Source organism: Cryobacterium melibiosiphilum (assembly GCF_003602235.1).
In the GTDB taxonomy this organism is placed as follows: Bacteria; Actinomycetota; Actinomycetes; order Actinomycetales; family Microbacteriaceae; genus Cryobacterium; species Cryobacterium melibiosiphilum.
In genome coordinates this window covers 61,097-84,600 of the sequence record NZ_QZVS01000081.1, presented here as the reverse complement: position 1 = coordinate 84,600, position 23,504 = coordinate 61,097, and the positions used below count along the sequence as shown (strand labels likewise).

The 23,504-nt window shown below is 68.9% G+C and carries 25 protein-coding genes; 7 read left to right on the top strand and 18 right to left on the bottom strand.

Annotated features, from left to right (window positions below; genetic code table 11):
- Positions 1-183 precede the first annotated feature (183 nt).
- The 11 genes from D6T64_RS09940 to D6T64_RS09895 form a co-directional block, all read right to left on the bottom strand.
- The gene (locus D6T64_RS09940) at positions 184-474 is read right to left on the bottom strand and encodes a HypC/HybG/HupF family hydrogenase formation chaperone (RefSeq protein ID WP_119973562.1); all 291 of its coding nucleotides are present in this window, start codon (positions 472-474) and stop codon (positions 184-186) included.
- On the bottom strand, positions 474-1,001 hold the full coding sequence (locus tag D6T64_RS09935) for a hydrogenase maturation protease (RefSeq protein WP_119973560.1): 528 nt from the start codon (positions 999-1,001) through the stop codon (positions 474-476). Before D6T64_RS09935 ends, D6T64_RS09940 begins: the two co-directional genes overlap by 1 nt.
- Positions 1,001-1,120: a DUF6893 family small protein gene (locus tag D6T64_RS23645; RefSeq protein WP_377011093.1), complete on the bottom strand. Its 120-nt coding sequence runs from the start codon at positions 1,118-1,120 to the stop codon at positions 1,001-1,003. The genes D6T64_RS09935 and D6T64_RS23645 overlap by 1 nt, the downstream gene beginning before the upstream one ends.
- Positions 1,117-2,580, bottom strand: a complete 1,464-nt coding sequence (locus tag D6T64_RS09930; RefSeq protein WP_119973558.1) for a hypothetical protein — start codon at positions 2,578-2,580, stop codon at positions 1,117-1,119. Before D6T64_RS09930 ends, D6T64_RS23645 begins: the two co-directional genes overlap by 4 nt.
- A complete protein-coding gene (locus tag D6T64_RS09925) occupies positions 2,577-3,275 on the bottom strand; it encodes a DUF6084 family protein (protein ID WP_119973556.1) in 699 nt (232 codons plus the stop codon). Before D6T64_RS09925 ends, D6T64_RS09930 begins: the two co-directional genes overlap by 4 nt.
- Positions 3,268-4,047, bottom strand: a complete 780-nt coding sequence (locus D6T64_RS09920) for a DUF5947 family protein (RefSeq protein ID WP_199719089.1) — start codon at positions 4,045-4,047, stop codon at positions 3,268-3,270. Before D6T64_RS09920 ends, D6T64_RS09925 begins: the two co-directional genes overlap by 8 nt.
- On the bottom strand, positions 4,044-5,093 hold the full coding sequence (locus D6T64_RS09915) for a NifU family protein (RefSeq protein WP_119973551.1): 1,050 nt from the start codon (positions 5,091-5,093) through the stop codon (positions 4,044-4,046). Before D6T64_RS09915 ends, D6T64_RS09920 begins: the two co-directional genes overlap by 4 nt.
- Before the next feature lie 2 nt (positions 5,094-5,095).
- Positions 5,096-6,889, bottom strand: coding sequence for a nickel-dependent hydrogenase large subunit (locus tag D6T64_RS09910; protein WP_119973549.1), 1,794 nt, complete (start codon positions 6,887-6,889; stop codon positions 5,096-5,098).
- Between the two features lie 65 nt (positions 6,890-6,954).
- Positions 6,955-8,046, bottom strand: coding sequence for an NADH-quinone oxidoreductase subunit B family protein (locus tag D6T64_RS09905; RefSeq protein WP_119973547.1), 1,092 nt, complete (start codon positions 8,044-8,046; stop codon positions 6,955-6,957).
- Positions 8,021-8,875 (bottom strand): hydrogenase nickel incorporation protein HypB, encoded by an 855-nt coding sequence (hypB, locus tag D6T64_RS09900; protein WP_233550891.1) that lies wholly within the window; start codon positions 8,873-8,875, stop codon positions 8,021-8,023. The genes D6T64_RS09905 and hypB overlap by 26 nt, the downstream gene beginning before the upstream one ends.
- Positions 8,876-8,944: 69 nt before the next feature.
- On the bottom strand, positions 8,945-9,292 hold the full coding sequence (locus D6T64_RS09895) for a hydrogenase maturation nickel metallochaperone HypA/HybF (protein WP_119973542.1): 348 nt from the start codon (positions 9,290-9,292) through the stop codon (positions 8,945-8,947).
- Between the two features lie 177 nt (positions 9,293-9,469).
- Here D6T64_RS09895 and D6T64_RS09890 point away from each other — a divergent pair, with 177 nt between their 5' ends.
- The 4 genes from D6T64_RS09890 (at position 9,470) to nicT (ending at position 13,658) form a co-directional block, all read left to right on the top strand.
- Positions 9,470-10,636, top strand: coding sequence for an ABC transporter substrate-binding protein (locus D6T64_RS09890; protein ID WP_119973540.1), 1,167 nt, complete (start codon positions 9,470-9,472; stop codon positions 10,634-10,636).
- Entirely contained in the window at positions 10,626-11,735 is a 1,110-nt protein-coding gene (locus tag D6T64_RS09885) for a FecCD family ABC transporter permease (protein ID WP_119973537.1), read from the top strand. The genes D6T64_RS09890 and D6T64_RS09885 overlap by 11 nt, the downstream gene beginning before the upstream one ends.
- Positions 11,736-11,808: 73 nt before the next feature.
- A complete protein-coding gene (locus D6T64_RS09880; protein ID WP_233550890.1) occupies positions 11,809-12,549 on the top strand; it encodes an ABC transporter ATP-binding protein in 741 nt (246 codons plus the stop codon).
- Positions 12,546-13,658, top strand: coding sequence for a Nickel transporter NicT (gene nicT, locus D6T64_RS09875; RefSeq protein WP_119973535.1), 1,113 nt, complete (start codon positions 12,546-12,548; stop codon positions 13,656-13,658). The genes D6T64_RS09880 and nicT overlap by 4 nt, the downstream gene beginning before the upstream one ends.
- Positions 13,659-13,661: 3 nt before the next feature.
- On the opposite strand, the gene D6T64_RS09870 is transcribed toward nicT, so the two are convergent.
- Both D6T64_RS09870 and D6T64_RS09865 read right to left on the bottom strand, forming a co-directional pair.
- The gene (locus D6T64_RS09870; RefSeq protein WP_199719088.1) at positions 13,662-15,032 is read right to left on the bottom strand and encodes a TIGR02679 family protein; all 1,371 of its coding nucleotides are present in this window, start codon (positions 15,030-15,032) and stop codon (positions 13,662-13,664) included.
- 66 nt (positions 15,033-15,098) lie between these two features.
- The gene (locus D6T64_RS09865) at positions 15,099-16,607 is read right to left on the bottom strand and encodes a sugar porter family MFS transporter (protein WP_119973533.1); all 1,509 of its coding nucleotides are present in this window, start codon (positions 16,605-16,607) and stop codon (positions 15,099-15,101) included.
- Between the two features lie 162 nt (positions 16,608-16,769).
- Here D6T64_RS09865 and D6T64_RS09860 point away from each other — a divergent pair, with 162 nt between their 5' ends.
- The gene (locus D6T64_RS09860; protein ID WP_119973531.1) at positions 16,770-17,363 is read left to right on the top strand and encodes a molybdopterin-dependent oxidoreductase; all 594 of its coding nucleotides are present in this window, start codon (positions 16,770-16,772) and stop codon (positions 17,361-17,363) included.
- A 19-nt stretch (positions 17,364-17,382) separates the two neighbouring features.
- Here D6T64_RS09860 and D6T64_RS09855 read toward each other — a convergent pair whose 3' ends face one another.
- Entirely contained in the window at positions 17,383-17,670 is a 288-nt protein-coding gene (locus tag D6T64_RS09855; protein ID WP_119973529.1) for a hypothetical protein, read from the bottom strand.
- Positions 17,671-17,749: 79 nt separating this feature from the next.
- Between D6T64_RS09855 and D6T64_RS09850 the strand changes: the two genes are divergently transcribed.
- On the top strand, positions 17,750-18,655 hold the full coding sequence (locus D6T64_RS09850) for an oxygenase MpaB family protein (protein WP_119973526.1): 906 nt from the start codon (positions 17,750-17,752) through the stop codon (positions 18,653-18,655).
- 206 nt (positions 18,656-18,861) lie between these two features.
- Here the strand turns inward: D6T64_RS09850 and D6T64_RS09845 are convergent, their stop codons facing one another.
- Genes D6T64_RS09845 through D6T64_RS09835 form a run of 3 tightly spaced genes read right to left on the bottom strand, consistent with a single transcriptional unit; the run spans position 18,862 to position 21,913 of the window.
- Entirely contained in the window at positions 18,862-19,851 is a 990-nt protein-coding gene (locus D6T64_RS09845) for a hypothetical protein (RefSeq protein ID WP_233550888.1), read from the bottom strand.
- Positions 19,852-19,864: 13 nt separating this feature from the next.
- Complete coding sequence (locus tag D6T64_RS09840) at positions 19,865-20,518, bottom strand: MerR family transcriptional regulator (protein WP_119973524.1); 654 nt, start codon at positions 20,516-20,518, stop codon at positions 19,865-19,867.
- A 54-nt stretch (positions 20,519-20,572) separates the two neighbouring features.
- Positions 20,573-21,913 (bottom strand): M18 family aminopeptidase, encoded by a 1,341-nt coding sequence (locus tag D6T64_RS09835; RefSeq protein ID WP_119973521.1) that lies wholly within the window; start codon positions 21,911-21,913, stop codon positions 20,573-20,575.
- 128 nt (positions 21,914-22,041) lie between these two features.
- Between D6T64_RS09835 and D6T64_RS09830 the strand changes: the two genes are divergently transcribed.
- On the top strand, positions 22,042-22,641 hold the full coding sequence (locus tag D6T64_RS09830; protein WP_119973518.1) for a DUF2510 domain-containing protein: 600 nt from the start codon (positions 22,042-22,044) through the stop codon (positions 22,639-22,641).
- A 13-nt stretch (positions 22,642-22,654) separates the two neighbouring features.
- Here the strand turns inward: D6T64_RS09830 and D6T64_RS09825 are convergent, their stop codons facing one another.
- A complete protein-coding gene (locus D6T64_RS09825) occupies positions 22,655-23,398 on the bottom strand; it encodes a hypothetical protein (protein WP_119973516.1) in 744 nt (247 codons plus the stop codon).
- Positions 23,399-23,504: the final 106 nt, after the last annotated feature.

The window sequence follows — 23,504 nt, the reverse complement described above, 5'->3', positions numbered from 1 at the left end:
GGTGGCAATGTGATGGCTCGAGGCTGCGGAAGGAGCGTTGGTGGGAAGTGTCGAGATGGAGATGATGGTGCCTTTCCAGTGGCGTGCGCGGCTCGGTCGCCGCGCTTAGTGAGAACGTTTCTCGTTAAGCCACGCTACACCCGCGCCGCCCGCGCCCCAAAATCGCCCCGGGCATCCGCTCACCTAGTTCGTGTCGAGGTCTGGACCAGTGGGTGAATCCGAGCCACTCGCGCCGTCAGGGTCGGCGCGACCGAGCATCTCGAGCCCCTCCTGGGCCTCACCGGCGGCCGTCTCGTCGACCACCTCGAGGGCGAAGCCCATGTGGATGACGACCCAGCTGCCCACGTCGAAGGCTCCGTCGTCGAGCAGGCCGACATTGATGCGCCGCGGCACTCCGGCCACGGTCACGAGGGCCAGCTGGTCGCCGAACCCTTCCACGCGTTCCACGACGCGCCCCGGAATTCCCAGGCACATTATTCGCCTCCACTCTCTTGGGTCGTGAATCCTGTCAGGTCAGCAGCCAGCAACGCGCGCACCGCGGCGAGCGCTTCGGGAACGGATGCGGCGACCTCGTCGCTCAGGCCCATCCCCTCCTCGGTGTCCCCGGCCACGCAGCCGACGAGGTAAGTGAGCGGCAGCGTACCACCGAGCGCGTGCAGTCCGTCAAGGGCCGCGAGCGGATCCATACTGTGGGCATCCGGGGCGTTCACGCCTCGGCCGGACCGGCCCGCCACGTCTTCGGGGCGAATCTGCAGCACCCGGATGTCCCCGGCCGCCGCCCGCGCGCCACGCGCCGGTAGCGCATCCACGAGAACCAACCGGTCGACGCCGTCGAGCAGGTCGTAGACCAGGTGCATGCCCCGAATGCCGTAGTCCACGACGCGCACGCCCGGCCGGGAGGCGGCGGCATCCGTCATGAGCTGACGGGCCACCTCGGGGCCGAACCCGTCGTCGCGCAGAAAGATGTTGCCCACGCCGGCGACCAGGACGCGCGCCGCCACTACATCTCACGCATCTTCAGATAGCGCTGAATATCGGGAATCGAACGCATACCGACCACCACGGCGACCGCTGCACTCGCAATGAGCGCGAAGACCGTCACGCCTCCGATGAATTTCATGACCTTCCTTTCTGCTGAAAATCCGCGTCGGGAGGCTCGAGGGGCTCGAGCTCGTCGGGCGCGAAGTAGAGGTAGCGGCCGAACCAGTCGTGCAGGTCGGCCGCGGGATCGATCTCGAGCGTGACCGCGACGTGGGTGCTGCCGTCGACATCGAAATGCACCCCGGCGACCCGTGCGGTCTCACCGGCGGAGAAGAGGTCCTGCGCATCCGCATTCCGGCGCGGGTGCAGGCGCACCCGGCTGCCGCGCGCCACGGGCACCCCGTCGATGACGACCACGTCCTGGTCGGGCCGTACACTCTCGTCGGCCTCGGGGCTCCACCAGGGCACGTCCCCCGGGTCTTCGATTTCGAACGCGGCCGTGCCCTCGAAGGCACGGGGGCTGCGCAGCGCTCCGTGCAGCTGCTCGAGTTCATCGGCGGTCATCGACTCGCAGCGGTCGATGATCGCCGCGGCTCGTGGGTCGGTGACCCGCGCCTCGGCTTTCTCTTCCTCCGTCAGCGTCAGCACCCGCAGGGTCAGGATCTCGTCGATCTCGGTCGAATCGAACAGGGCCACAGCACTCTCGGGGGCGACCGAAGGATGGTCATAGAGAATGATCGGCGACGCCAAAAGCACGTCGTCCTGCCCTTCCGGCCCCGCGAGCACGGGCCAGCAGCGCTCGTGCACACACTCGGCAGCGGATGCCTGTGCTTCGACGGGCGGGTCGAGCACCGACATGAAACCCGCGTTTTCGCAGGTCACCAGCAGATGCGTGCCGATGAACGAGGTGGCGACGGCATCCGCTTTCATAGACGGAACGCCCACCGCCACGTTTTCGACCGCGACCCGCAGGCGCAGTAGCCGGTCACCGCCGGCATCACCACCGGGCAGCGCCTCGGCCTCCAGACGCAGCGAGCCGCTCAGCGCTCGGCGACGACGCACCAGCCGACCCGGTGCCGCACCGGGCCGGCCAGATTTTTCGGAGGAGCCCGACTCGGCAAGCCACTCCAGGTCTTCGCCGGCCGGAACCGACAGGGGCACGGTCAGCCCGCGTTCCAACTGTTCCAGCGCGAAAGGGCCGAGTTCGAGCTCGCACGGCACGGCCTCGTCCCAGCTCAGCCACCGCGCTCCGTGCACCTGCAGCTCGGCAACGGGCTCGAAGTCGTTTCCGTCAGCCACGGCCCGTTCCACCGTGCGGGTTTGCAGCTGCAGAAAGCGCACGCAGACCGAAACGGTGACGGCGACCGACCGGGCAGCGGATGCCGGCGGCGCGACCCGCAGCAGGGTATCGGTCAGCATGTGGGGTTCTTCGCCGACTCCGGCTGCGGCGGCGCCGGGAGGGCCGAGGATGCCGAACTGCCAGCGGGCCTGGTTCTTCTGCGCCGACGCGCGGTAGGGGTAGAGCAGGTAACCCTCGTAGAGCACGGCGTCGGCCACGGCGCGAGCGAGGGTGAGGCCAGGGTGTCGGCCGCCGGTCATGAGCGCACCTCCCGACCCGACACGTGCTGCCGGCTCGGAGAATCCTGCGCCTGGGCGCCGGCCAGCAGGGTGGCGATCGCCGCTTCCCACGAGGTCAGCCCGAGCGAGGCCTTGTAGTGGGCGAGGTCGCCGAGCACGTCCCGGTCAAGACGGATCCAGCCGGCGTTCGGAAAATAGCGGTCCATCAGGTCGCGCCACACCAACACGGGCAGCGCGTACGAGGCTTCACAGTTCCACGGCACCTGCTCGACCGCGAACCCGGTCGCGCCGGTCATGGACACAGCGCCCTTCGTGAACACGCTGCCCGAGAACAGCAGTTCGAGCGGCACCGTGCTGCCCCGCAGGGCGTGCAGGTACTTCGCGGCGGCCACGTCGAAGTCATAGGTGCACACGAGCGGCAGGTCGACCTCGGTTTCCCCGGTGAAGCCCGACACCGTCGTGCTGCACTGCAGCCACAGAAACGACCGCAAGGTCGAGGTCCACCGGGCCCGTTCACCGAACAGGTCGAGCAGCCCGGCCTCCTCCTCGGCATCGTAGGCACGCCGTTGCGGATGAATGCGCACCTGCGAGCGCAGCGCGATCGCGTGCACGACCGCCCCGGTCGACTCGGTCACCCGCAGCCGCGCGGTCAGCTGCGGCGCGGCGGCATAAGGCTCGGCCGCGATATCGAGCACGCTGAACCCGAGGTCAAGCATCCGTGGTCCCCCTGCTCGGTCGAGCCGGTGCCTGGACACCCGTCGCGAGGCCAGCGGATGCCGCCCCGGCCGGTGCCGGCCGGCTGCGCGCCTCCACCCGGTCGAAGAAGGCGGTCAGCTGGGCGCGCGCCTCCTGGCCGCCGTCGAAACCGCGCCACACCCGCCGCAGCGCGCCGACGAGTTCGTAACAGGCGTCGATGGGCACGAGGTAGCACTCGAACTGCCCGGAGCCGACGCCGACCCTGGCACCCCCGCCGGCACCCCGCGGCCCGACCCCGTCGGCGCCGGGCGCCCGCACCAGCAGCGCTTCGGTGTCGGGAGCCACGATGTCCAGGCCCGGGTTGCGGGCCCGCACCGCGTTCCACGCGCCGAGCGGAAGCTCAGACTCGGTTGCCCCGGCCGGCCCCGGATAGAACGCGATCGTCTGCTCGGCCTGGGCATTGTCGAAGAAGAAAGCGAGCCCCACCGGAATCTCCAGTTCGTCCCACTGGCCGGCCCCGAGGTCGAAGTCGGTGAAGCGGCGGTAGCGGTCGGGCACCGAGCGGTAGCGCAGGTGCGCGGTGGCGTCGGTGAAGAGCAGGTAACAGGGCCGGCAGGTGCACAGCATGGCGCGGCTGTCGATGTCGACGACGTGCTGGTGCGGTTCGCCAATGGGTTCCCCGCACATCTCGCAGCGCGGCCCCGGGTCCACGGTCGGGCGGGTGCGGGTGATACGGCGCAGCACCGCGAATGCGGACTCCACCCCTGCTCCCCCGCTGCCGGCGTCGCTCACGAGGGCACCCCGCCGGCCAGACTGGGCATCTGGCTGCTGGGCATCAGGCTGCTCGGCACCGCCACGCTCGGCACCCCTGCGCGCAGCAGCAGCGGCAGTGGGTCGAGGTGCACCCCCTTGTCTTCGATACAGGCCCCGGCGCCGCGCACGTCGAAGTGCTTGCGGCAGGTCGGGCAGCGCAGCAACCCGCCGCCGGCGGGTGCGGCGAGCGCCCGCTGCAGGGTTGCCCCCGCCATCGAGGCCGCGCAACGCGGGCAGTAGTCCCGAAACACGAACACCTCAGCGCTCGTGCGGGTCGCCAGAATCGGCACCCCCGCCACGATGAATCCGGCCACCTCCCCGGGGTCGAGGTCGGCAAGCTCGGGGACGGGCTCCCAGGAACCGCCCGCATCCGCGCTCGCGGGAACGGGTTCCGGGGCATCGGCCAGGCGGATGCGCAACGCCTCCACCGGGATCACCGCCGCCACTTTCGCGGGTTGCTCCACGTCAATGCGGGTGACCTCGGGGGCTGCCCGTTCGATGGCGTCCTCGACGGCGAGCTTCAGGGTGACCGACGAGGAGGGGCATCCGTTGCAGCTGCCGAGCAGCCGCAGCCGCACGACCCCGTCGTCGCTGAGGCCGAGCAGTTCGACGTCGCCGCCGTGCGAGCCGAGGTAGGGGCGCACGCTCTCGAGGGCGGCGGCGACCCGGGTCGGGGCGTCCTGTGGATGCAGGCCGTGCACCAGCAGCAGCCCCGAAATCAGCTCATCGGAGACGAGGGCATCAACGATCGACGACGCGCCGGGTGCGTGCGTGCCGGGCGCGGCGTCGAGCGCGGATGCCTCGGCCCGGCCGATGCGGGCATCCGTCTGGCGGGCGTCCGTCTGGCGGGCGTCCGTCTGGCTCGCGTCGGATTGGCTGGCAATCGTGAGCACGTGTTCGAGTGCTTCTCCGTAGAGGTCGGTCACCTGACGCACGAGGTCTTCGGCGCGCTCCCGGGCCAGCATGCCGCCCGCCCCGAGCGCATCGATCAGCGTCGCGATGCCGGTGGCACGCACCTCGCCCATGGCTACTCGCCGGTCAGCGTCTGCGTCGGGGAATGCAGCAGGTCGAGGGTCTTGCCCTCGCCGAGGTACATGTGCACCCCGCACGGCAGGCACGGATCGAAACTGCGTACGGTGCGCATGATGTCGATGCCCTTGAAGTTTTCCCGGTCATTCTCCTCGAAGATCGGCTGGCCCTGCACGGCGTCTTCGTAGGGGCCGGGGGTTCCCGAGGAGTCCCGCGGGCTCGCATTCCACGGGGTCGGCGGGTAGGGGTGGTAGTTGGCGATCTTGCCGTCGCGAATCACCATGTGGTGGCTGAGTACACCGCGCACGGCCTCGGTGAAACCGCAGCTGACGGCCTCGTCAGGCACCTCGAATTTCTCCCAGGTCTTGGTGCGCCCGGCCCGAATCTCGTCGAGAGCCTTCTCGGCGAAGTGCAACGCCGCCGCGGCCGCGTAGGCCTGAAAATAGGTGCGCGCCCGGTTGCGTTCGAGGGTGTTGCTCCACTGCGGAATCGTCCACTCGAGGCTGACCGGCCCTTTCAGGGCGGTCTTGGGCAGCTCGATCTGCACGCTGGTGCCGGTGGCCTTGAGGTAGCCGATGTCGACGAGCCCGGCGAGCGCGGTCGTCCAGAGCCGGGCGAGCGGGCCGCCGCCGGTGTCGAGGGCGAGGTTGTCGGTGCCGTCGAACCAGCGCGGCGACATCACCCAGCTATATTTGTCGTCTAAGTCCCGGCGCTGCGGCTGGGGGTTGGTGTGCTGGTTCCACGGATGCCGGCGGTCGACGGGGTTACCGAGCGGGTCCTTCGTGACGAACATCTCCTGCCCGGTCCAGTCCTGGTAGTACGACGAGCCGAGCATGATGCGGATGCCGAGGTTGATGCGCACGAGGTCGGTCGTGACGAGCTTGCCGTCGACGACGACACCGGGGGTGACGTACATCTTGCGGCCCCACTCGGTCATGTCCTTGTATTCGAAGTTGCAGTACTCCGGGTCCTGGAAGGCTCCCCAGCAACCGAGCAGGGTGCGCCGCAGCCCGACCTGTTCGTAGCCGGGCAGTGCTTCGTAGAAGAAGTCGAAGAGGTCGTCGTGCATCGGCACGACCTTCTTCATGAATTCGACGTAGCGCATCAGGCGGGTGATGTAGTCGGTCATCAGCTGGATCGTCGCGACCGTGCCGACTCCGCCGGGATACAGCGTCGACGGATGCACGTGCCGGCCTTCCATCAGGCAGAACATTTCGCGCGTGGAGCGGCTCACCTGCAGTGCCTCGCGGTAGAACTCGCCCGTGAAGGGGTTGAGGGTGCGCATGATGTCGGCGATGGTGCGGTAGCCGTGGTCACCCTCGTGCGGGGCGCGGGTGTTCTCGGCGAGCGCGAGAACCCCGGGGTTGGTCTCCTTCACCATCTTTTCGCAGTAGTCCACGCCGACCAGGTTCTCCTGGAAGATGTTGTGGTCGAACATGTACTCGGCCGCTTCGCCGAGGTTCACGATCCACTCGCCGAGGTTCGGCGGTTTCACCCCGTAGGCCATGTTCTGGGCGTAACACGAGCAGGTGGCGTGGTTGTCGCCGCAGATGCCGCAGATGCGGCTCGTGATGAAGTGGGCGTCGCGCGGGTCCTTGCCCTTCATGAAGATGGAATAGCCGCGAAAGATCGACGAGGTGCTGTGGCACTCCACCACCTCACGGTTGTTGAAGTCGATCTTCGTGTAGATGCCGAGGCTCCCCACGATGCGGGTGATGGGGTCCCAGTTCATCTCGACGAGGGAGTCATCCCCCGGCGCCGAGTGTGCGGGGGTCGGGATGGTCGAGGTCATTGCTGGCGCCTTTCTCGTGGCCAGGTGGGGCGAGATGTGTCGGGGGTGTTCCGTCAGGGGTGCGGCTACCAGGTGCGCACGGCACCGCTCAGAAGTTTGTTGCCGGGCTGGCGCCAGCGCGGTTCCTTGTCGAGCGTGGTGCCGGTGATCTTCCTCAGCGCTCGAATGGTCGTGCCGTAGGGCATGATCGCCGTCGTCGACAGTTTGCCGCCGGGCGGTTCGTCCATGAAGGGCATGAATTTGTCGGGAAAGCCCGGCATGGTGCAGCCGATGCAGATGCCGCCCACATTCGGGCAACCGCCGATGCCGTTCATCCAGCCGCGCTTGGGCACGTTGCACTTGACCACCGGCCCCCAGCAGCCGAGCTTCACGATGCACTTGGGTGAACCGTATTCGGTCGCGAAGTCGCCCTGCTCGTAGTAGCCGGCCCGGTCGCATCCTTCGTGAACGGTGTGGCCGAACAGCCAGGTCGGCCGCAGGTTGTCGTCGAGCGGGATCATCGGCGCCTGCCCGGTCGCCTGGTAGAGCAGGTAGGTGATGGTTTCGGAGAGATTGTCGGGCTGGATCGGGCAGCCCGGCACGCAGACGACCGGGATGCCGGCCTTGCTGGTCCAGCCGTAGCCGAGGTAGTCGGGCACCCCCATCGCGCCGGTCGGGTTGCCGGCCATCGCGTGGATGCCGCCGTAGGTCGCGCAGGTGCCGGCGGCGATGATCGCCGTGGCCTTCGGGGCGAGTCGGTCGAGCCATTCGCTCGTGGTGATCGGCTGCCCGGTGTCGGGATTGTTGCCGAAACCGCTCCAGTAGCCGCCCTCGGCGTGCAGTTTCTCGTTCGGGATCGAGCCCTCGACGATCAGCACGAACGGTTCCAGTTCGCCACGGTCGGCCTTGCGGAACCACTCCAGAAAGTCGTCGGCGCCGTGTTCTGGGCCGCACTCGAAGTCGATCAGCGGCCAGTGCATCGCGATGTGCGGCAGGCCGGGCAGGGCACCGAGCGCGATCTCCTCGACGCTCGGCTGGGTGGCCGCGGTGAGGGCGACGGAGTCACCGTCGCAGCTGAGGCCGGCATTGATCCACAGCACGTGGATCAGGGCCTCTTCGGCGGGGGTCGCGTCGGTGCGCTTGGCAGCGGGATCAGTAGTGGGTGTAGTAGTGGGCATCGGTGTCTCCTGGGTTCGCCTCGCCGCGGGTTGCGTCGCCGCGGATTGCGCCGGACGGGCGCGTCAGCCAGTGGTACCAACCGTCGAGGCCTGCGCCCGTCGTGGCCGACACCACCAGCACGTCAACATTCGGATTCAGTTGTCGGGCCTGGCTCGCGCACCGCTCGACATCGAATTCAACGTAGGGAAGCAGGTCGCTCTTGTTGATCACCACAAGATCGGCCGCCGCGAACATGTGCGGGTATTTTCGGGGTTTGTCGTCGCCCTCGGTGACCGAGACGATGACGACCTTGGCCGCTTCGCCGAGGTCGAACAGGGCCGGGCAGACGAGATTGCCGACGTTTTCGATCAGCACCGTGCATCCGGGGTCAGGGTCGAGGGTGTCGAGCGCGTGCCGGAGCATGTCGGCGTCGAGGTGGCAGCCCGCTCCGGTGTTGACCTGCACGACCGGCACTCCGGTGGCGCGGATGCGGTCGGCGTCGATCGAGGTCTCCTGGTCACCTTCGACGACGGCGAACGGCATCCGCCCACCGGACGCGGTGAGGGCAAACTCTGTGAGGGCGCACTCGGTGAGGGTGCGCACGAGCAGGGTGGTCTTGCCGGAGCCGGGTGAACTCATAACGTTCAGCGCACGGATGCCGCGGCCCTCGAGCCAGCCCCGGTTGCGGGCCGCGAGCAGGTCGTTGTGGGCGAGCAGGCTCTGCTCGAACAGCACGGTCTCGGTCGGGTGAACATCGGAATCGTGGCCGTGCGGGTGGGAATGCGGGTGGTCGTGGGGGTGGCTGTGAGGGTCGTGGGCGGGATTGGCGATCAGTGTGAGGCCGGTCACGGATCTCCCGTCGACCCGCACTCCGGCGTCGTCGTTACAGCCACACGTTGAACACACGGTTGTCCCTTCCTAACCGGCAGCCTCGACGGCGGCCAGTTGCACGGCGACCAGGTCGAGCTCGCGGCCCGCCGTCACCTGAACGTCGGCGCTGCCACACGCGCACAGCAGAAACTGGTCGACCAGGCCGGAATCGAGCCCGTAGGTGCGACAGCGGATGCGGCCGGCCGGCTGCTCGAGAATCAATTCGGCCCCCTCGAGAGCGGTGTTGGCCGCGGCGATCTCGAAGCTGAAGCGGAGGGCATCCGCCAGAACGCCCGACAGTTGCCCGATCCGCAGGTGAACGGACGCGACAGTGCGCTCGCCGGTACGGTCACGGATCGTGTCGACGAGGCTGGACGCAATCGACAGTTCATGCACGGTATTCCACCTCGAAGAAACAATGTAGACCCGGGTCTCGGTCCTCGCAATGCCGGATTCGGGCCGTATCGTTCGGCGGCCGTCGAACCGTTGACAGTGCCCGGGATCGGGCGGATGCTGTCTGGAATTCCGCTTCCGGCACTGCCGCGCCCACCCGCGCCCACCAGGAGGATCTTGATGACGACACCGGAAACGACACCCCCCGCAGCGGCCCTCCTCAGCAGACGCACCGTGCTCGCCGGATTCTTTCTCGTCGGAGGCACGGTCGTGCTCGCGGCCTGCACCGATTCCTCGGCCACGCCGGCCGTGCCGAGCGGATCGGGGAGCCCGACGCAAATCGAGGTGACCGACAACCGCGGCACGGTGCTCACCTTCAACCAGGCCGTGACCCGGGTCGTGACGATTCCGATGCCGTCGGCGTCGCTGATCGTGGCCGTCGACCGGTCGGCGCAGCACCTGGTCGGCATGCACAATGCCTCCTGGATGGCGATCAAAGACGGCATCCTCGGCCAGTTCTTTCCGGAGCTGCTGAAACTTCCGCACGACATCGCCACGAGTGATTTCACGCCCAACGTCGAGAGCATCCTCGATCTCGAGCCCGACGTGGTGGTGCAGTGGAGCGACTCTCCCCTGGTGGAACCCCTCGAAAACGCCGGTCTCACGGTCATCGGTCTCACCAATAACGGCACCCAGGAAGACGTCGACTCCTGGGTGCAGATTTTCGCCACGATGCTCGGAAAACCCGAACGCGCCACGGAGATCAAGGCGCGCAGCGATGGTGCCCTCGCCCAGGTGCAGGCCGACGCCGCCGCACGCGCGCAGCCTGGCCCGAGCATCCTCTATTTCAACCGGTTCACCGAGGGTCTCAAGGTCGCCGGCGCGAACACCTACAACGATTTCTACATCAAGCTCGTGGGCGGCACCAACCCGGCGACGGGCGATGCCCCCGCCCCCGGAACCGGCATGGTCGGCGTCGACCTGGAGCAGGTGCTGACCTGGAACCCCGAGGTGATCCTGCTCGGCAACTTCGACGGAGCGATGCCCGACGACATCTACTCGAATCCGGCCTGGTCGGGGGTTCGTGCGGTCACCAACCGGCGCGTCTACAAGGTACCGCTGGGCGGCTACCGGTGGGACCCGCCCGGTCAGGAGTCCCCGCTGATGTGGACCTGGCTGGCGGACATCGCCTTCCCTTCCCTCAGCACGAGCACCCTGCGCGCCCAGATCACAGCCGACTATCCGTTTCTCTATGACCACACCCCCACCGACGCCCAGATCAACACCGTGCTCTGGATGGATGTGAACGACCGGTCCTCCAATTACCAGCAGTTCCATGCTGGATGAGAGCCATGCCCGGATCGACCGGCGCCGCGCGCCGCGCGAGCACCGCGGCCCCGGCCGCGCTCCCACGCCGGAACGCGTTCGCACCCTGCGCCCGATTCTCATCTCCCTCGGCGCACTGCTGACGGTCGCGCTGCTCGCGCTGACGCTCGGCCGCTTCGATGTTCCGTTCGGCCACGTCGTGCAGATCCTGCTCGGCACCGACCCCGGGGGCGCATTCGGGGGTGAGGACATTCCGCCGACCGAACACAACGTCGTGCTGCTGGTGCGGATGCCGCGGGTGCTGTTGGCGGCGCTGGTCGGCGGCGGTCTCGCCCTCGGTGGCGCCGCCCTGCAGGCGATCTTTCGCAACCCCCTCGTCAGCCCCGACATCATCGGGGTCTCGGCCGGGGCATCCTTCGGCGGGGCCCTCGCGTTGCTGCTCGGACTCGGCCCGGTGATGCTCGTCGGTGGGTCGTTCGCCTGCGGGCTGCTGGCCCTGGTGCTGGTCTTTCTGATCACCTCGGGCCGCGGCGGCACCCCCGTGCTCATGCTGGTGCTCGGCGGGGTGGTGACCGGGTCATTCTTCTCCGCGCTCGTCGCCCTCGTGACCTACCTCGCCGACCCGTTCACGACGCTGCCGGCAATTGTCTTCTGGCTGCTGGGCAGCATCGCGGGGGCGACTCCCGGACAGGTGCTCGTCGCGGTCGGCCCGATCCTGCTCGGCACGGTCGTCGTGCTGGCCCTGCGCTGGCGCATCAACGTGCTCTCGCTCGGGGACGACGATGCGGCGGCGCTCGGGGTGCGTCCGCGGCGGCTGCGCTGGGTGGTGCTCGCATCCGTCGCCCTGATCGTCGCCGGCGCGGTCGCGGTCAGCGGCGTGATCAGCTGGGTGGGCCTCGTGATTCCGCACCTCGCCCGCATGTGGGTCGGCCCCGACAACCGCGTGCTGCTGCCGGTGTCGGTTCTGCTCGGCGGGGCCCTCCTCATCGTCGTGGACACGGTCGCGCGCTCGCTCACCGCCGGGGAGATTCCGCTCGGCGTGCTGACGGCGCTGATCGGGGCGCCGGTGTTCTTTGTGCTGCTGCGACGCCACCGCGACCGGATTTGGGACAGTGCCTGACGTCGCCCCGGTCCTGCTCGAGTTGCGCGAGGCAGGGTTTGGGTACCCCGGGCAGCCTGCGGTGTTTCGGAACGTGACCCTCCAGGTGGCGGCCGGATCGGTCACGGCGGTGCTGGGCCCGAACGGCAGCGGCAAGACGACCCTGGTGCGCTGCGCGGCCGGGTTGCTGCCGGTGCAGCAGGGCAGCGTGCGCCGGCGCGAGGCCGTCGGCTTCGTGCCCCAGGCCCGCGGAACGTCGTTCGCATACCGGGCCTTCGACATGGTGCTGATGGGACGGGCCCGGCACGTGCAGCTGTTTCGCAGCCCGGGGGCCGGCGACCGGGCCGCCGCCCTGTTCGCAATGGAACGGGTCGGCATCGCGGCCCTGCGCGACCGGTCTTTTCCGACCCTCAGCGGCGGGGAACAACAGCTCGTGCTGATCGCCCGGGCCGTTGCCGCCGAAACCAACCTGCTGATCCTCGACGAGCCGTCCACCGGGCTCGACCTGAAGAATCAGGTGCGGGTGCTGCGGCTGCTGCGCGAACTCGCCGCCGACGGCATTGGAATGCTGCTCAGCACCCACGACCCCGACCATGCCCTCTACCTCGCCGACACCGTCGTGCTGCTGCACCCGGGCGAGGCGCAGCAGGGGCCTGCGGCAGAACTGCTGACCGAAACCAGCCTGTCGGCGCTGTACGGAGTGCGGGTCAGCGCCGTCGACTACCTCGATTCGGGTGCTGAGGCGACCCGTGCGGCGGTTCCGGCCCCGCGCCGCACGATCGTCACCCACTACGACGATTCCCCGGCCGCGCGGCACGGTGAGGGCGCCCCATGAACGCCGCGCGGTGGCAGCGGATGCGACGGGCCCTCAGCCGGGGCGAGTGGGCCTCGCTCGGGGGAATGGCCGGTTGTGTGATTCTCCTGCACCTGATCGGCTGGGGAGTACTGATCGCCCTCGTCGTTCCCCAGCAGCTGAGCATTGGTTCGGCCGGGCTCTTCGGGGTGGGAATCGGGTTGACCGCCTATACGCTCGGGCTGCGGCACGCCTTCGACGCCGACCACATCGCGGCCATCGACAACACCACCCGCAAGCTCATGAACGACGGGCGCCACCCGCTCTCGGTGGGCTTCTGGTTTTCGCTCGGCCATTCGACGATCGTCTTCGGGCTGTGCGCGCTGTTGGCCGCGGGCATCCGTGCCCTCGCCGGGCCGGTCGAGGAGGACTCGTCGACCCTGCAGTCGGTGCTGGGCGTGATCGGAACCGGCATCTCCGGCTCGTTCCTCTACCTGATCGGCATCATCAATCTCGTGATCCTGCTCAGCATCGTGAAGGTCTTCCGCCGCATGCGCCACGGCGAGTTCGATGAGGCGGCGCTCGAAGACCAGCTCGCCAACCGTGGTTTCGCCAACCGCATCTTTGGCCGCGCCACCCGGGTCGTGACCCGGCCCTGGCAGATGTATCCGATCGGCCTGCTGTTCGGCCTCGGTTTCGACACCGCGACCGAGGTCAGCCTCCTGATCCTGGCCGGCGGCGCGGCGGCTTTCGTCCTGCCCTGGTATGCCATCCTGACGCTGCCGATCCTGTTCGCGGCCGGCATGAGCCTGCTGGATTCCCTCGATGGCATCTTCATGAACTACGCCTACGGCTGGGCGTTCACCAAGCCCGTGCGCAAGGTCTATTACAACCTCGTGATCACGGCCGTGTCGGTGGCGGTCGCGCTCGTGATCGGATCGATCGAACTCCTCTCGATCCTGGTCGACCAGATCGGCATCGTCTCCGGTCCGCTCTACGCGATCGGCTCACTCAACCTCGAAAACGTCGGTTACGTCATCATCGCGATCTGCGTGCTCGCGTGGATCATCGCGTTCGCCGGCTGGCGCCTCGGCCATGTCGAGGAACGTTGGTCGGCGGCCGTGCGCCCCGCGCCCACTGATACGGATTGAGCGTCAGAGGGCGAGGTCAGCCAGCAGGGCGGCCAGCACGAGTTCTTCATCCACGGCGAGGCCGACGGATGCCATGGCTTCGGCGAGGTCAGCATCCCACGGTGTTTCCACGCTCGCCGCGCTGACCCCCGGCAGCACGAGCAACGCCGGCAAGGCGCTCCGCTCCGCACACGCCGCGGAGTAGTCCGCGGCGGAAAACCGCCAGGGGGTCCACGCGACCCGTTCGGCGAGGGCCCGGGCGACGCCGATTCCGCTCCAGTCGAAATCGCCGTGGAAGCGCAGGGCAGCGCCGTCGGCCACGAGCCGCTCGAGCAGCCGAATCGCCGCCGCCCCGGGCTGGCCGTTCAGGCAGACGAGCGGCGCCGAGGTCGCGCCGAGCGCGTCGGCGGCGGCCGCGACAACGGCCGGGTTTTCACAGACGAAGACCACCGGCGGCACCGTGCCGAGCTCGTCGGCGAGAAGCTGCCGCAGGGTGAGCACGACCGGCTGACCGGCCTCGGCGAGGGCCGCGAGGGCGCGTGCAGTGGGTGACGTGTCACCGCCAGGCAGGCCGAGAACGAGCACGCTCGACGAGAGCTCGTCGAGCACGACGCCCACCGAGTGCCACGCCTCGCGGCGCCAGCGCGCGGAGTCGGCCGAGGCATCCGTCGGCGACGACGTGGGCACCGGCCCGCGCAGGGCGTCCGTCGCGGTCGCTGCACCGCCCGTCTGCTCGCCGGAGCGTGCAGCGGAGGGCGAGCTGGCGAGGGCCGAACCCAGTGCGCTCGCGAGGCCGACGGCGAGGGTGCCGAGCGGGGTGTGCACGTCGAGGGCGTGGGCGTCGTGCACGGTGCGGGACGCGAAGGCGCCGAGGGATTCCCCGCTCGTCGGCAGGGCGCCGGCCACGGTGGCGAGTTGGGCGGCGAGGGCCTGCGCGCCCGCGGCCGTCGGGGCAGCCCGGCGCAGGGCACCGGTGCGGATCACCCGATCGGCCCAGCCGGAGAGCTCGGGCCGTCCGAGTCGGCGCAGGGTGTTCGCGGCGGCCTGCCAGGCGTCGCGTTCCCCGGCCCGTTCGAGCGGGTCGACGACCGTGCCGGTGAGCGCGACCACGGCCGCGGCGAGCCCGGCCGGCCAGAGGCCCGACCGGCGCAGCACGTCATCGAGGGTGTCGAGCGAGACGGATGCCGAGGTGCCGGCTCGCACGGGCCGATTCAGCAACCGCGCGACCGCGGCGCGCTCCCCCGCCGATGCCTGTGGTTTGGTGACCGTTCCGGTGAGCTGCCCGGTGCTTTCGAGGCGGGTGCGCAGCCGGGCGAGCAGCCACGCGAGTTCGGGGGTGCCGAGGGTTCGGCGCAGAGTGGCGAGGTCAGCGGTGCTGGGGTTGATCGGGGTCACCCCTCCTGTTTATCAGGTTCGTCGGGAACGGGCCGGGATTGGAGCGGGACGCGCGGCGCGCGCAGCCTACTTGGAGGTCGCCCTGGCCGCGGCCTTGGCAGCGTTCCGGGCCGCGTTCTTCGGCGGCAACAGCGTGTTGGCCTCTTCGAGGGACATACCGTTGGTCTCCGGCACCTTCGTCATGACGAACCAGAACGACAGGGCGGCAAAGAGGGCGTACATGCCGTAGGTCAGAGGCAGCGAGGTATCCGACATGGGCGGGAACGTGACCGTGATCAAAAAGTTCGCGATCCACTGGGCGGCTGCCGCGAGGCCGAGGGCCTTGGCCCGAATCGTGTTCGGGAACATCTCGCCGAGCAGCACCCAGACGACCGGGCCCCACGAGGCACCGAAGGAGATCACGAAAACGTTGGCGGCGACGAGGGCGATCGGGCCCCACGCGCCGGGCAGGCTGAGCTCGCCGTCGACGGTGATCGACTGGCTGAAGGCGATGGCCATGGTGGCCAGCGACGCCGTCATGCCGACCGAGCCGAACAGCAGGATCGGGCGGCGGCCGACACGGTCGACCAACGCGATCGCGATGAGCGTGACCAGGATGTTGGTGACCGAGGTGGCCACCGAGATGGCGTGGGAGTCGCGTTCCTGGAAGCCGACGGCCTCCCACAGGGTGGTCGAGTAGTAGAAGATCACGTTGATGCCCACGAACTGCTGGAACACCGACAGGGTGATTCCGACCCAGACGATGGGCTTCAGGCCGAAGCTCGAGCCGCGCAGCGACCCGGTGGTCTTTGCGCGGCGATCGCCCTCAATCGACGCGCGCATGTCACGGATCTCCCGGTCGACGTCGCCGTCCGGCCAGACCTTGTTGAACACGGCTCGGGCATCCGCTTCCCGATCTGTGAGCACCAGGAAACGCGGGGATTCCGGCAGCAGGAACGCGATCACGCCGTAGACGATGGCCGGAACGGCGCCGATCAGGAACATCCAGCGCCAGGCTTCGAGGCCGAACCAGAATTCGGCGTCCGCTCCGCCGGCGTTGTCGGACAGGGTCGCGTTGCTGAGCAGCGCGGTGAAGATACCGATGGTGATGGCGAGCTGCTGCAGCGAGCCGAGGCGCCCGCGCATGTTGCGCGGCGAGATTTCAGCGATATAGGCCGGGGCGACGACGGATGCGAGGCCGATCCCGATTCCGCCGAGCACCCGCCAGATGATGAGGTCGACGACACCGAAGGCGAAGCCCGAGCCGAGTGAGCTCAGCAGAAAGACGACGGCGCCGATGATCATGACGGGGATACGGCCGTAGCGGTCGGCGACTCGTCCACCGAAGAAGGCGCCGAGGGCGGCACCGAGCAGGGCGCAGGCCACGGCGAACCCGGTCAGGGCGGCGTTCAGGCCGAACTCCTGCTGGATCGCGTTGACGGCGCCGTTGACCACACTGGAGTCGAAGCCGAAGAGGAAGCCACCGAAGGCACCGGCGATCGCGAGGGCGATGACCTTGCGGTTCGTGGACGGTTTGAGGGTTTTCTCGCCCGACGAGGGGGTTTGTCGGGGCGTGGTGGGCGTGTCCTGTGTCATTGCGGTCCCTCGGGTTCATGAATATGCAACCTGCCGAGCCTACGCCCGAAAGGGGGCATGCAGAAAATTGCCCGGCGCACAAGCCCTTATCCGCGCAGCGAGGCCCCCGCTAGGCTGCGGTGTTCGCGGAACCCGTCTGGTGTTGGTTGTGCAAGGAGCGTCATGAAGCTGATCCCCTCAAAGTTGTTGAGCCGCAGGCGTCAGGACAGTCCCCTGCTCCCGCCCGGACAGTCCGTGACCGACGACCTGCCGGTGCGCTCCTCGGGTCCGATTCCGAGCATCCGTCGTCAGGACTGGGAATTTCTGATTCGCACCGAACGCCACCGGGACCATCGCTGGGACTGGGCTGAGTTTCAGGCTCTGCCGCAGGAGGACGTGACCGTCGATATCCACGGCGGCACGGGCTGGTCGAAGCTCGCAACGCGCTGGCGGGGCGTCTCGCTCGACGTGTTGCTCGACGGCGTGACGACCCGCACCGAATTCGCCATGGCACACTCCTACGGTGGTTATACGACCAACCTGTCCCTGGCCGATCTGCGCGGCGGCCAGGCCTGGATCGCGCACCAGGTCGACGATGAGGACCTGACCCCGGAACACGGCGGCCCGGCACGCCTGATCGTGCCGCACCTGTATTTCTGGAAGAGCGCCAAGTGGGTGCACGGGCTCGAACTGATGCGGCGCGATGAGCCGGGCTTTTGGGAACTCAACGGATACCACATGCGCGGCGACCCGTGGCAGGAAGAGCGTTATTGGTAGCGAAGCCGGGCGACGCGGGTCAGGCTGCGAGCCAGCGGCCGCCCACGCGTTTCGTGAGGGTCGACGAGCGAGGCTCGGCGAGGGTGCCCGTCACCTCGAGCACGTGGTCGGCGATTTGAGCGGCGATCTCCCGGTCTTCGGCGGTGAACCGCACGATCAGGCGGGCAGAGCCCGCGACCACGGCGAGGTCGCTGGCCTCGACCGTCGTCAGGTCGGCAGCGGCCGCCGCGGCGGCGGGCAGCACGGCCGCCGGGGCGATGCCGGGGCGCAGTGCACCGATGGCGATGGTCACGCGGAACGAGGGCATTTGCCCAGCGTAGGCGCGTCGGCGACAACGGATGCCGGCTCGCCTGGGAATCCCAGCCGCGCGCGCTAGTCTCCTCGGCATGAGCAGGTTTGCAGACAGTTGGCGTTCACACCTCTTGACCACGCTGTCGGGCAAGAATGACGGCCGCCCGCCGTGGGTCGGCAAGATCGAACTCGGTGATGACCTGGGCTTCTTTGGTCCGGGATCGGCATCCTGGGCGGTGCACGGCGGTATGGCGACGATGGTCGCCGGCATCCGCGCGCTGCTCATGCAGACGCTGCACCCGGGGGCGATGGCCGGCGTGCACGACTGGTCCCGGTACCACGAAGACCCCCTCGGCCGATTGTCGGGCACGATCCAGTGGCTCGTCACCGTGACCTTCGCCGACACCACACTGGCCGAGCGGGAATCGTCGAGGGTCGCGCAGTTCCACGAGCGTGTCGCGGGCACCTACCTCGATGCCCAGGGCGTGGAGAAGCCGTACCACGCGGGTGACGCCGAACTGTTGTCGTGGGTGCACGTGGTGTTCACGGACGCGTTCCTCGCCTGCGAGACGGTGTGGGGCTCCCCGATCCCGGGCGGCGCCGACCAGTACGTGCGGGAGTGGGCGAAGGCCGGCGAGCTTGTGGGAGTGGCCGACCCACCGCGCTCCGAACGCGAGTTGCGGGCGCAGCTCGAGGCCTTCCGCGCCGCCGGGGTGCTCAAGAGCGACGACCGCGTCGCCGAGGCGGTGCGCTTCATCCGCAACCCGCCGTTGCGCCCCTCGATGAAGCCGTTCTACCGCATCATGTTCGCCGGTGCCGTTGGGTCGCTGCCGGCCGAATACCGACGGATGCTCGGACTCCGCAAACCCCGCTGGCCCGCCGTCTGGGCGACCGGCGTGGTGCTCGGTCTCGTGCGCACCCTGCTCGGCAGCTCGTCGTCATCGGAGGACGCCGCCCGGGTGCGCATCGCGCGCCTCGAAGCAGCTGCCGCCGCTGCGTGACGCCGTCCCACCCCGGGCGCTCTCCGCGACCCGCCCGAGTGGGCGCAGATAGCCCCTTGCCAGCCGCGAGTGGGCGTAAATGGCCCCTTGAATCGGCGGGAAGGGGCCATTTGCGCCCACTCGCGGCACCGACGTCTCGCTCAAGGGGCGTTCTGCGACACCTCACGCACGGACACCACACGCACGGACACCTCCCGCACGGAGTGTCACAGAACGCCCCTTCGAGGCTGCCGCGCGAGGATGATCGTAGCGGCGACCGCGGCGAGCGCGTACAGAGTCACGGCGATCGTGAGGGTGGTGGCATCCGGTCGCACGATGGACTGGCCGGCGAGGGCTTGGCCGGTCAATAACACGAGCACTCCGGCGTACAGGGCGATCAGCACCCCGAGCAGTCGGGCGCGCACCGCGGAGGACTGGAGGCGGGGCATCCGTCGGGCGAGAAGTTCGAACAGAACGGCGGCGAGCGGCAGCAGCTGCAGGGCGTGCATGCCCACGAAGTGCGGGATGCGCAGGTCGCCGGCCACGGTGCTCCAGCCGAGGATCGGCAGGCCGGGCCCGCCGTCGGCCAGGCCCACGGTGTGGGCGCCGGCGATGCCCTGGAAATCGTCGAGCTGCTCGGCGGTGGGCCCGGTCATGAGATAGCCGAGGCCCATGCCGATCACCGCGATCACGACGCCCGCACGGATCGCGAGGGTGCGGGCCCGGTCGCCGAGCCGCGCCCGCATCAGCAGCACCGCCACAACCAGCGCGGCCACCCAGACGACCGCAATCGAGGTCGCCATGATCGCCCACATCGTGGTCGCGAACGGGGTGGCCACGTTGAAGTGACTCGTCGTTCCGGCCAGAGCCGCACCGACGATGATGATCATCTCGACGAGCAGCAGCACGGCCGAGACAGTTCCGGCCCACCACGCGAGGCGGCGGCCGCGCTGCAACTGCCCGATCAGCCAGGACAGGGTCACGGCGTAGATCGTGATCGACAGGGCAAATTTCAGGGGCTTCGACCAGAGCAGCAGCCCGGTGACCGTGCGCGGGTCGGCGATCAGCCCGATCACCGCGACGGCGGCCAACACGGTCATGGCGATTGCCAGCCCGAGCAGCGGGCGGTGCCAGGGCACGGCGCTCAGGCCGGACTCGGGGCGAGGAACGACGGCACGGGTCAGGGTGACGGATGAGTCGGAGCGTGCACGCGACATGGTGAGTCCTTACTCACGGGCTTTCGGCCAGGGACGGGTGATGATGAGCAGCACTGCCGGGCTGGTAGCGCAGGGCGGAGACGTGTTCCTGCGCCGTGCGGCGCAGGCCCGAGAACAACGCATCACCGAGCACGGTGCCCACGACGACGGTCTCGGCTTTCCCTTCCCGGTCGGGGATGGCATCGATTTCGTCGAGATCCGCCTCGGCGATCAGCAGGGCGGCGGCGGCGTAGCGTTCAACCCAGCCGCGCGCGGAGAGGTGCCCGATGGCCTCGAGGGAGGCAATCACCTGCGCGGCGGCCAGGCGGCCCGGATTGTCGGGCGAAACGAGCCATCCGTCGGTGACGCTATCGACGCGGGCCAGGGCGGATGCCGGCACGCTCGCGGGGTCGATGTGCTCCGAGACCGCGGCTTGCGCGACGCCGAAGATCTGCTGCAGCGGCTGCTCGGAGTCGAGAGCGTCGAGCACCCGATGGGCCTCCGCGACCGAGAGCCCGCCCACGTCGAGCAGGCCGCGGATGAGGCGCAGGCGCCGCACATGCTGTTCGGTGTAGTCGGCCTGGTTGGGCGAGGTGCGCTCCCCCGCGGGCAGCAGGCGCTCACGCAGGTAGAACTTGATGGTCGCCACGGCGACGGCGCTCACCGTGCTCAGTTCGGCCATTTTCATGTGGATAGTGTAACTATCCGATAGCGCCGCTGTCTAGAGATTCGTGATTAAATCTCACTCCTCCGGGGTGAAGAAGGCGGTCACGGCCGCGGACAGCGCCGCCGGGTCATTCACGTGGCACAGTTCGCGAGCGGAGTGCATCGACAACAGCGGCACCCCGACGTCGACGGTGCGAATGCCGAGCCGGGTCGCGGTGAGCGGCCCGATGGTCGATCCGCACGGAACGGTGTTGTTGGACACGAATTCCTGGTACGTGACGCCGGCGCGCGCACAGGTGCGTGCGAAGAGGGCCGCGCCCACGGCATCCGTCGCGTAGCGCTGGTTGGCGTTGATCTTGAGCAGCGGGCCACCGCCGAGCACGGGCAGGTTCGCCGGGTCATGGCGTTCGGAGTAGTTGGGGTGCACGGCGTGGCCGGCGTCCGCGGACAGGCACCAGGATTCGGCGTAGGCGCGCAGGCGGTCGGTCACGGTCGCGCCGAGGCCGGCACCGATGCGGGTGAGCACGTCGTCGAGCAGGGGGCCGGCGGCGCCCGACCGCGAGGCGGAGCCGATCTCTTCGTGGTCGAAGGCCGCGAGCACGCTGATGACGGGGGCGGTTTCGTTCGAGACCTCGCCGTGTGCCTCGTGCTCGCCCGGGCCCTCGTTCTCGCCGGGGAACGCCGCGTCGCCGGCCAGGATCAGTGCAAGCAGTCCGGCGTGCACGGAGGTGAGGTTGTCCATGCGGCCGGCCGCGAACAGCTCCCCGCCGAGGCCGAACGTCGCCGGCGGCGCGGTGTCGGCCGTGAGCAGGTCGTAGCCGGCGATGTCGCTGCCGGCCAGGCCGGCGAGCCCGGCAAGGTGCCCGACGAGGTCGGCCTGGGCCACGTCACCCACGCCGAAGACGGGGTTGAGGTGGCGCTGCCGGTCGAGGGTGAGGCCGTTGTTGACCTCGCGGTCGAGGTGCACGGCGAGCTGGGGAATGCGCAGGAACGGCCCGGTGCGTACGAGATGCTCGGTGCCGTCGTGGGTGACGAGGCGGCCGGCAAGCTCCAGTTCGCGGTCGAGCCAGGAGTTGAGCAGGGGCCCGCCGTAGACCTCCACGCCGGCCTGCAGCCATCCGTTCGATCCAATGGTGGGTTTGGGCTTCAGCTTGAAGCCGGGCGAGTCGGTGTGCGCCCCGAGAATGCGAAACGGGGTCGTCGGGCCGGCGCCGGCGGGCTGCACCCAGGCGATCAGGGCGCCGTCACGCACGATGTAGTGCCGTCCCGGCTGCTCAGCCCATGCCTCAGCCTCGGCGAACCGGCTGAAGCCGGCGAGGTCGAGGCGGCGGGCGGCTTCGGCGACCGCGTGGTACGACGACGGCGAGGCGTAGATGAACCGGGCGAAGTCGTCAATGTAGCTGGGGGTGGCATCCATTTCCCCATCCAACCACCTGAACGGCGGATGCCCACGGTCGCCGCGCATCACCGGTCCGGCCCCGCAGCTGCCCGGCCAGCGTCCCGCGACCATCCGTTAAGCTTGAACCGACGACTCGAGGGGGACTTATGTCCGACACGCCCGCGCCCCGCGCGCATCCGCCCGGTTGGTATGCCGACCCGATGGGCTCGCCCCGGCAGCGCTGGTGGGACGGCACCCGCTGGACCGATGACCTGCACGACCCCGCCCTGGAGGTCTACGGCGTGAGCGCCCCGGCCGTGCTCGGGCCGACCACGCCGGTCTATAACCCGCTGATCTGGGCCATCGCCGTGCTTCCCCTACTCACGCTCATGGCCTCGTCGTCGGTCGACCTCACGGCGACGCTACAACTGGTGCTCGATGACGCCACGGCGCCGACCAGCCCGGAGGAGGTCACGTCGAACCTCGTGTCTTTCGGCGTCTATGCCGCCACCGTCGTGATGGCGTTCTTCGACCGGCGCCAGCTCCTGAAAATCGGCGTGACGAAGCCGTTCCACTGGGCGTGGGCGTTTCTCTGGTCGGGCGTGTATGTCTTCGGCCGTTCGGTGATCGTGAGCCGCCGCGCCGGCCGCGGCATGACGCCGGCCTGGGTCTGGTTGGGGATTTTCGTCGTCTCGCTGATCGTCGGAGTGACCCGCATGGTCGACGCTGTCAACGAGGTGTTCCCGAACGGGAGCATCCCGACCTAGGCTCACCGGGCGATTAGGCCGAGGGTACGGCCGCAACCTCGACCTTGAGAGCGGCGCGTGCGAAAGCGGCGCCGCCGACGGTGACGGTCTCGGTGCGACCGAAGCCGTGTCCGGACTCCTCGAAGACACCGAGACGGGTCAGCAAGCGCCATTTCGGAGCGATGATCTCTTCGGCGGCGTCCTCGCCCGACACGCCGAATTCGGACACCGCCCAGCCGATCGAGCCGAGCCCGCGAGCCAGCACCTCGAGGTACTCCGCGCGGTGATCCAGCGTTCGCGTGGCGACGTAGAGCAACAACAGCCGGGTGGCATCGCTCACTCCCGCGGTGCGGCTGTGATGGATCGTCGCCGCCAGGTAACGCCACAGTTCGCGCGGCGATTCGGCGAGGGTGCGGCCGCGTGCGGTGAGCAGCAGGGTTCCCTTGCTCACCCGCAGCAACCCGACGTCGCGCAGGTGCACGCGCAGTTCGCGCAGGGGGCGAATGTGCACCTCGCGGTTGACCTCGATGGGCCACCCCCAGTCGAGCTCGAACGACGCCTCGATGACGACGGCCGGCGGCAGGTGGCCGGCTTTCGTCAAGCGGATGCCGTCAGTCCCGACCCGACGCAGGATCCACTGCACGGGTACGAGCATGCGCACCATGGCGCGCTGGTTGAGCAGGATCGGGTCGCTCACCCGTGCCTGGCCGACCAGCTGCCGAAAACCCGGAACCAAATCGGGGAGCATTCGCGTCTCGAACTCCTGGATCACGTTCACCCTTCGAGCCTACCGAGGGAATCGGTCAGCCGCCGCTGCATCCGCTGCCCGTGCCTCCAGCGAAAGCAGGACGATCTGCGCCGGTCTCGGCGTACGCAGGACGATT

Bases quoted from the DNA above. Each gene is read 5' to 3' on its own strand.
- D6T64_RS09860 (WP_119973531.1), top strand. From the start codon at position 16,770: ATGAAGCTGATCCCCTCAAAGTTGTTGAGCCGCAGGCGTCAGGACAGT.
- D6T64_RS09845 (WP_233550888.1), bottom strand. From the start codon at position 19,851: ATGTCGCGTGCACGCTCCGACTCATCCGTCACCCTGACCCGTGCCGTC.
- D6T64_RS09830 (WP_119973518.1), top strand. From the start codon at position 22,042: ATGTCCGACACGCCCGCGCCCCGCGCGCATCCGCCCGGTTGGTATGCC.
- D6T64_RS09865 (WP_119973533.1), bottom strand. From the start codon at position 16,607: ATGACACAGGACACGCCCACCACGCCCCGACAAACCCCCTCGTCGGGC.
- D6T64_RS09885 (WP_119973537.1), top strand. From the start codon at position 10,626: ATGCTGGATGAGAGCCATGCCCGGATCGACCGGCGCCGCGCGCCGCGC.
- D6T64_RS09925 (WP_119973556.1), bottom strand. From the start codon at position 3,275: ATGCTTGACCTCGGGTTCAGCGTGCTCGATATCGCGGCCGAGCCTTAT.
- D6T64_RS23645 (WP_377011093.1), bottom strand. From the start codon at position 1,120: ATGAAATTCATCGGAGGCGTGACGGTCTTCGCGCTCATTGCGAGTGCA.
- D6T64_RS09855 (WP_119973529.1), bottom strand. From the start codon at position 17,670: ATGCCCTCGTTCCGCGTGACCATCGCCATCGGTGCACTGCGCCCCGGC.
- D6T64_RS09940 (WP_119973562.1), bottom strand. From the start codon at position 474: ATGTGCCTGGGAATTCCGGGGCGCGTCGTGGAACGCGTGGAAGGGTTC.
- D6T64_RS09890 (WP_119973540.1), top strand. From the start codon at position 9,470: ATGACGACACCGGAAACGACACCCCCCGCAGCGGCCCTCCTCAGCAGA.
- D6T64_RS09840 (WP_119973524.1), bottom strand. From the start codon at position 20,518: ATGAAAATGGCCGAACTGAGCACGGTGAGCGCCGTCGCCGTGGCGACC.
- D6T64_RS09835 (WP_119973521.1), bottom strand. From the start codon at position 21,913: ATGGATGCCACCCCCAGCTACATTGACGACTTCGCCCGGTTCATCTAC.
- D6T64_RS09910 (WP_119973549.1), bottom strand. From the start codon at position 6,889: ATGACCTCGACCATCCCGACCCCCGCACACTCGGCGCCGGGGGATGAC.
- D6T64_RS09915 (WP_119973551.1), bottom strand. From the start codon at position 5,093: ATGGGCGAGGTGCGTGCCACCGGCATCGCGACGCTGATCGATGCGCTC.
- D6T64_RS09930 (WP_119973558.1), bottom strand. From the start codon at position 2,580: ATGACCGGCGGCCGACACCCTGGCCTCACCCTCGCTCGCGCCGTGGCC.
- nicT (WP_119973535.1), top strand. From the start codon at position 12,546: ATGAACGCCGCGCGGTGGCAGCGGATGCGACGGGCCCTCAGCCGGGGC.
- D6T64_RS09905 (WP_119973547.1), bottom strand. From the start codon at position 8,046: ATGCCCACTACTACACCCACTACTGATCCCGCTGCCAAGCGCACCGAC.
- D6T64_RS09850 (WP_119973526.1), top strand. From the start codon at position 17,750: ATGAGCAGGTTTGCAGACAGTTGGCGTTCACACCTCTTGACCACGCTG.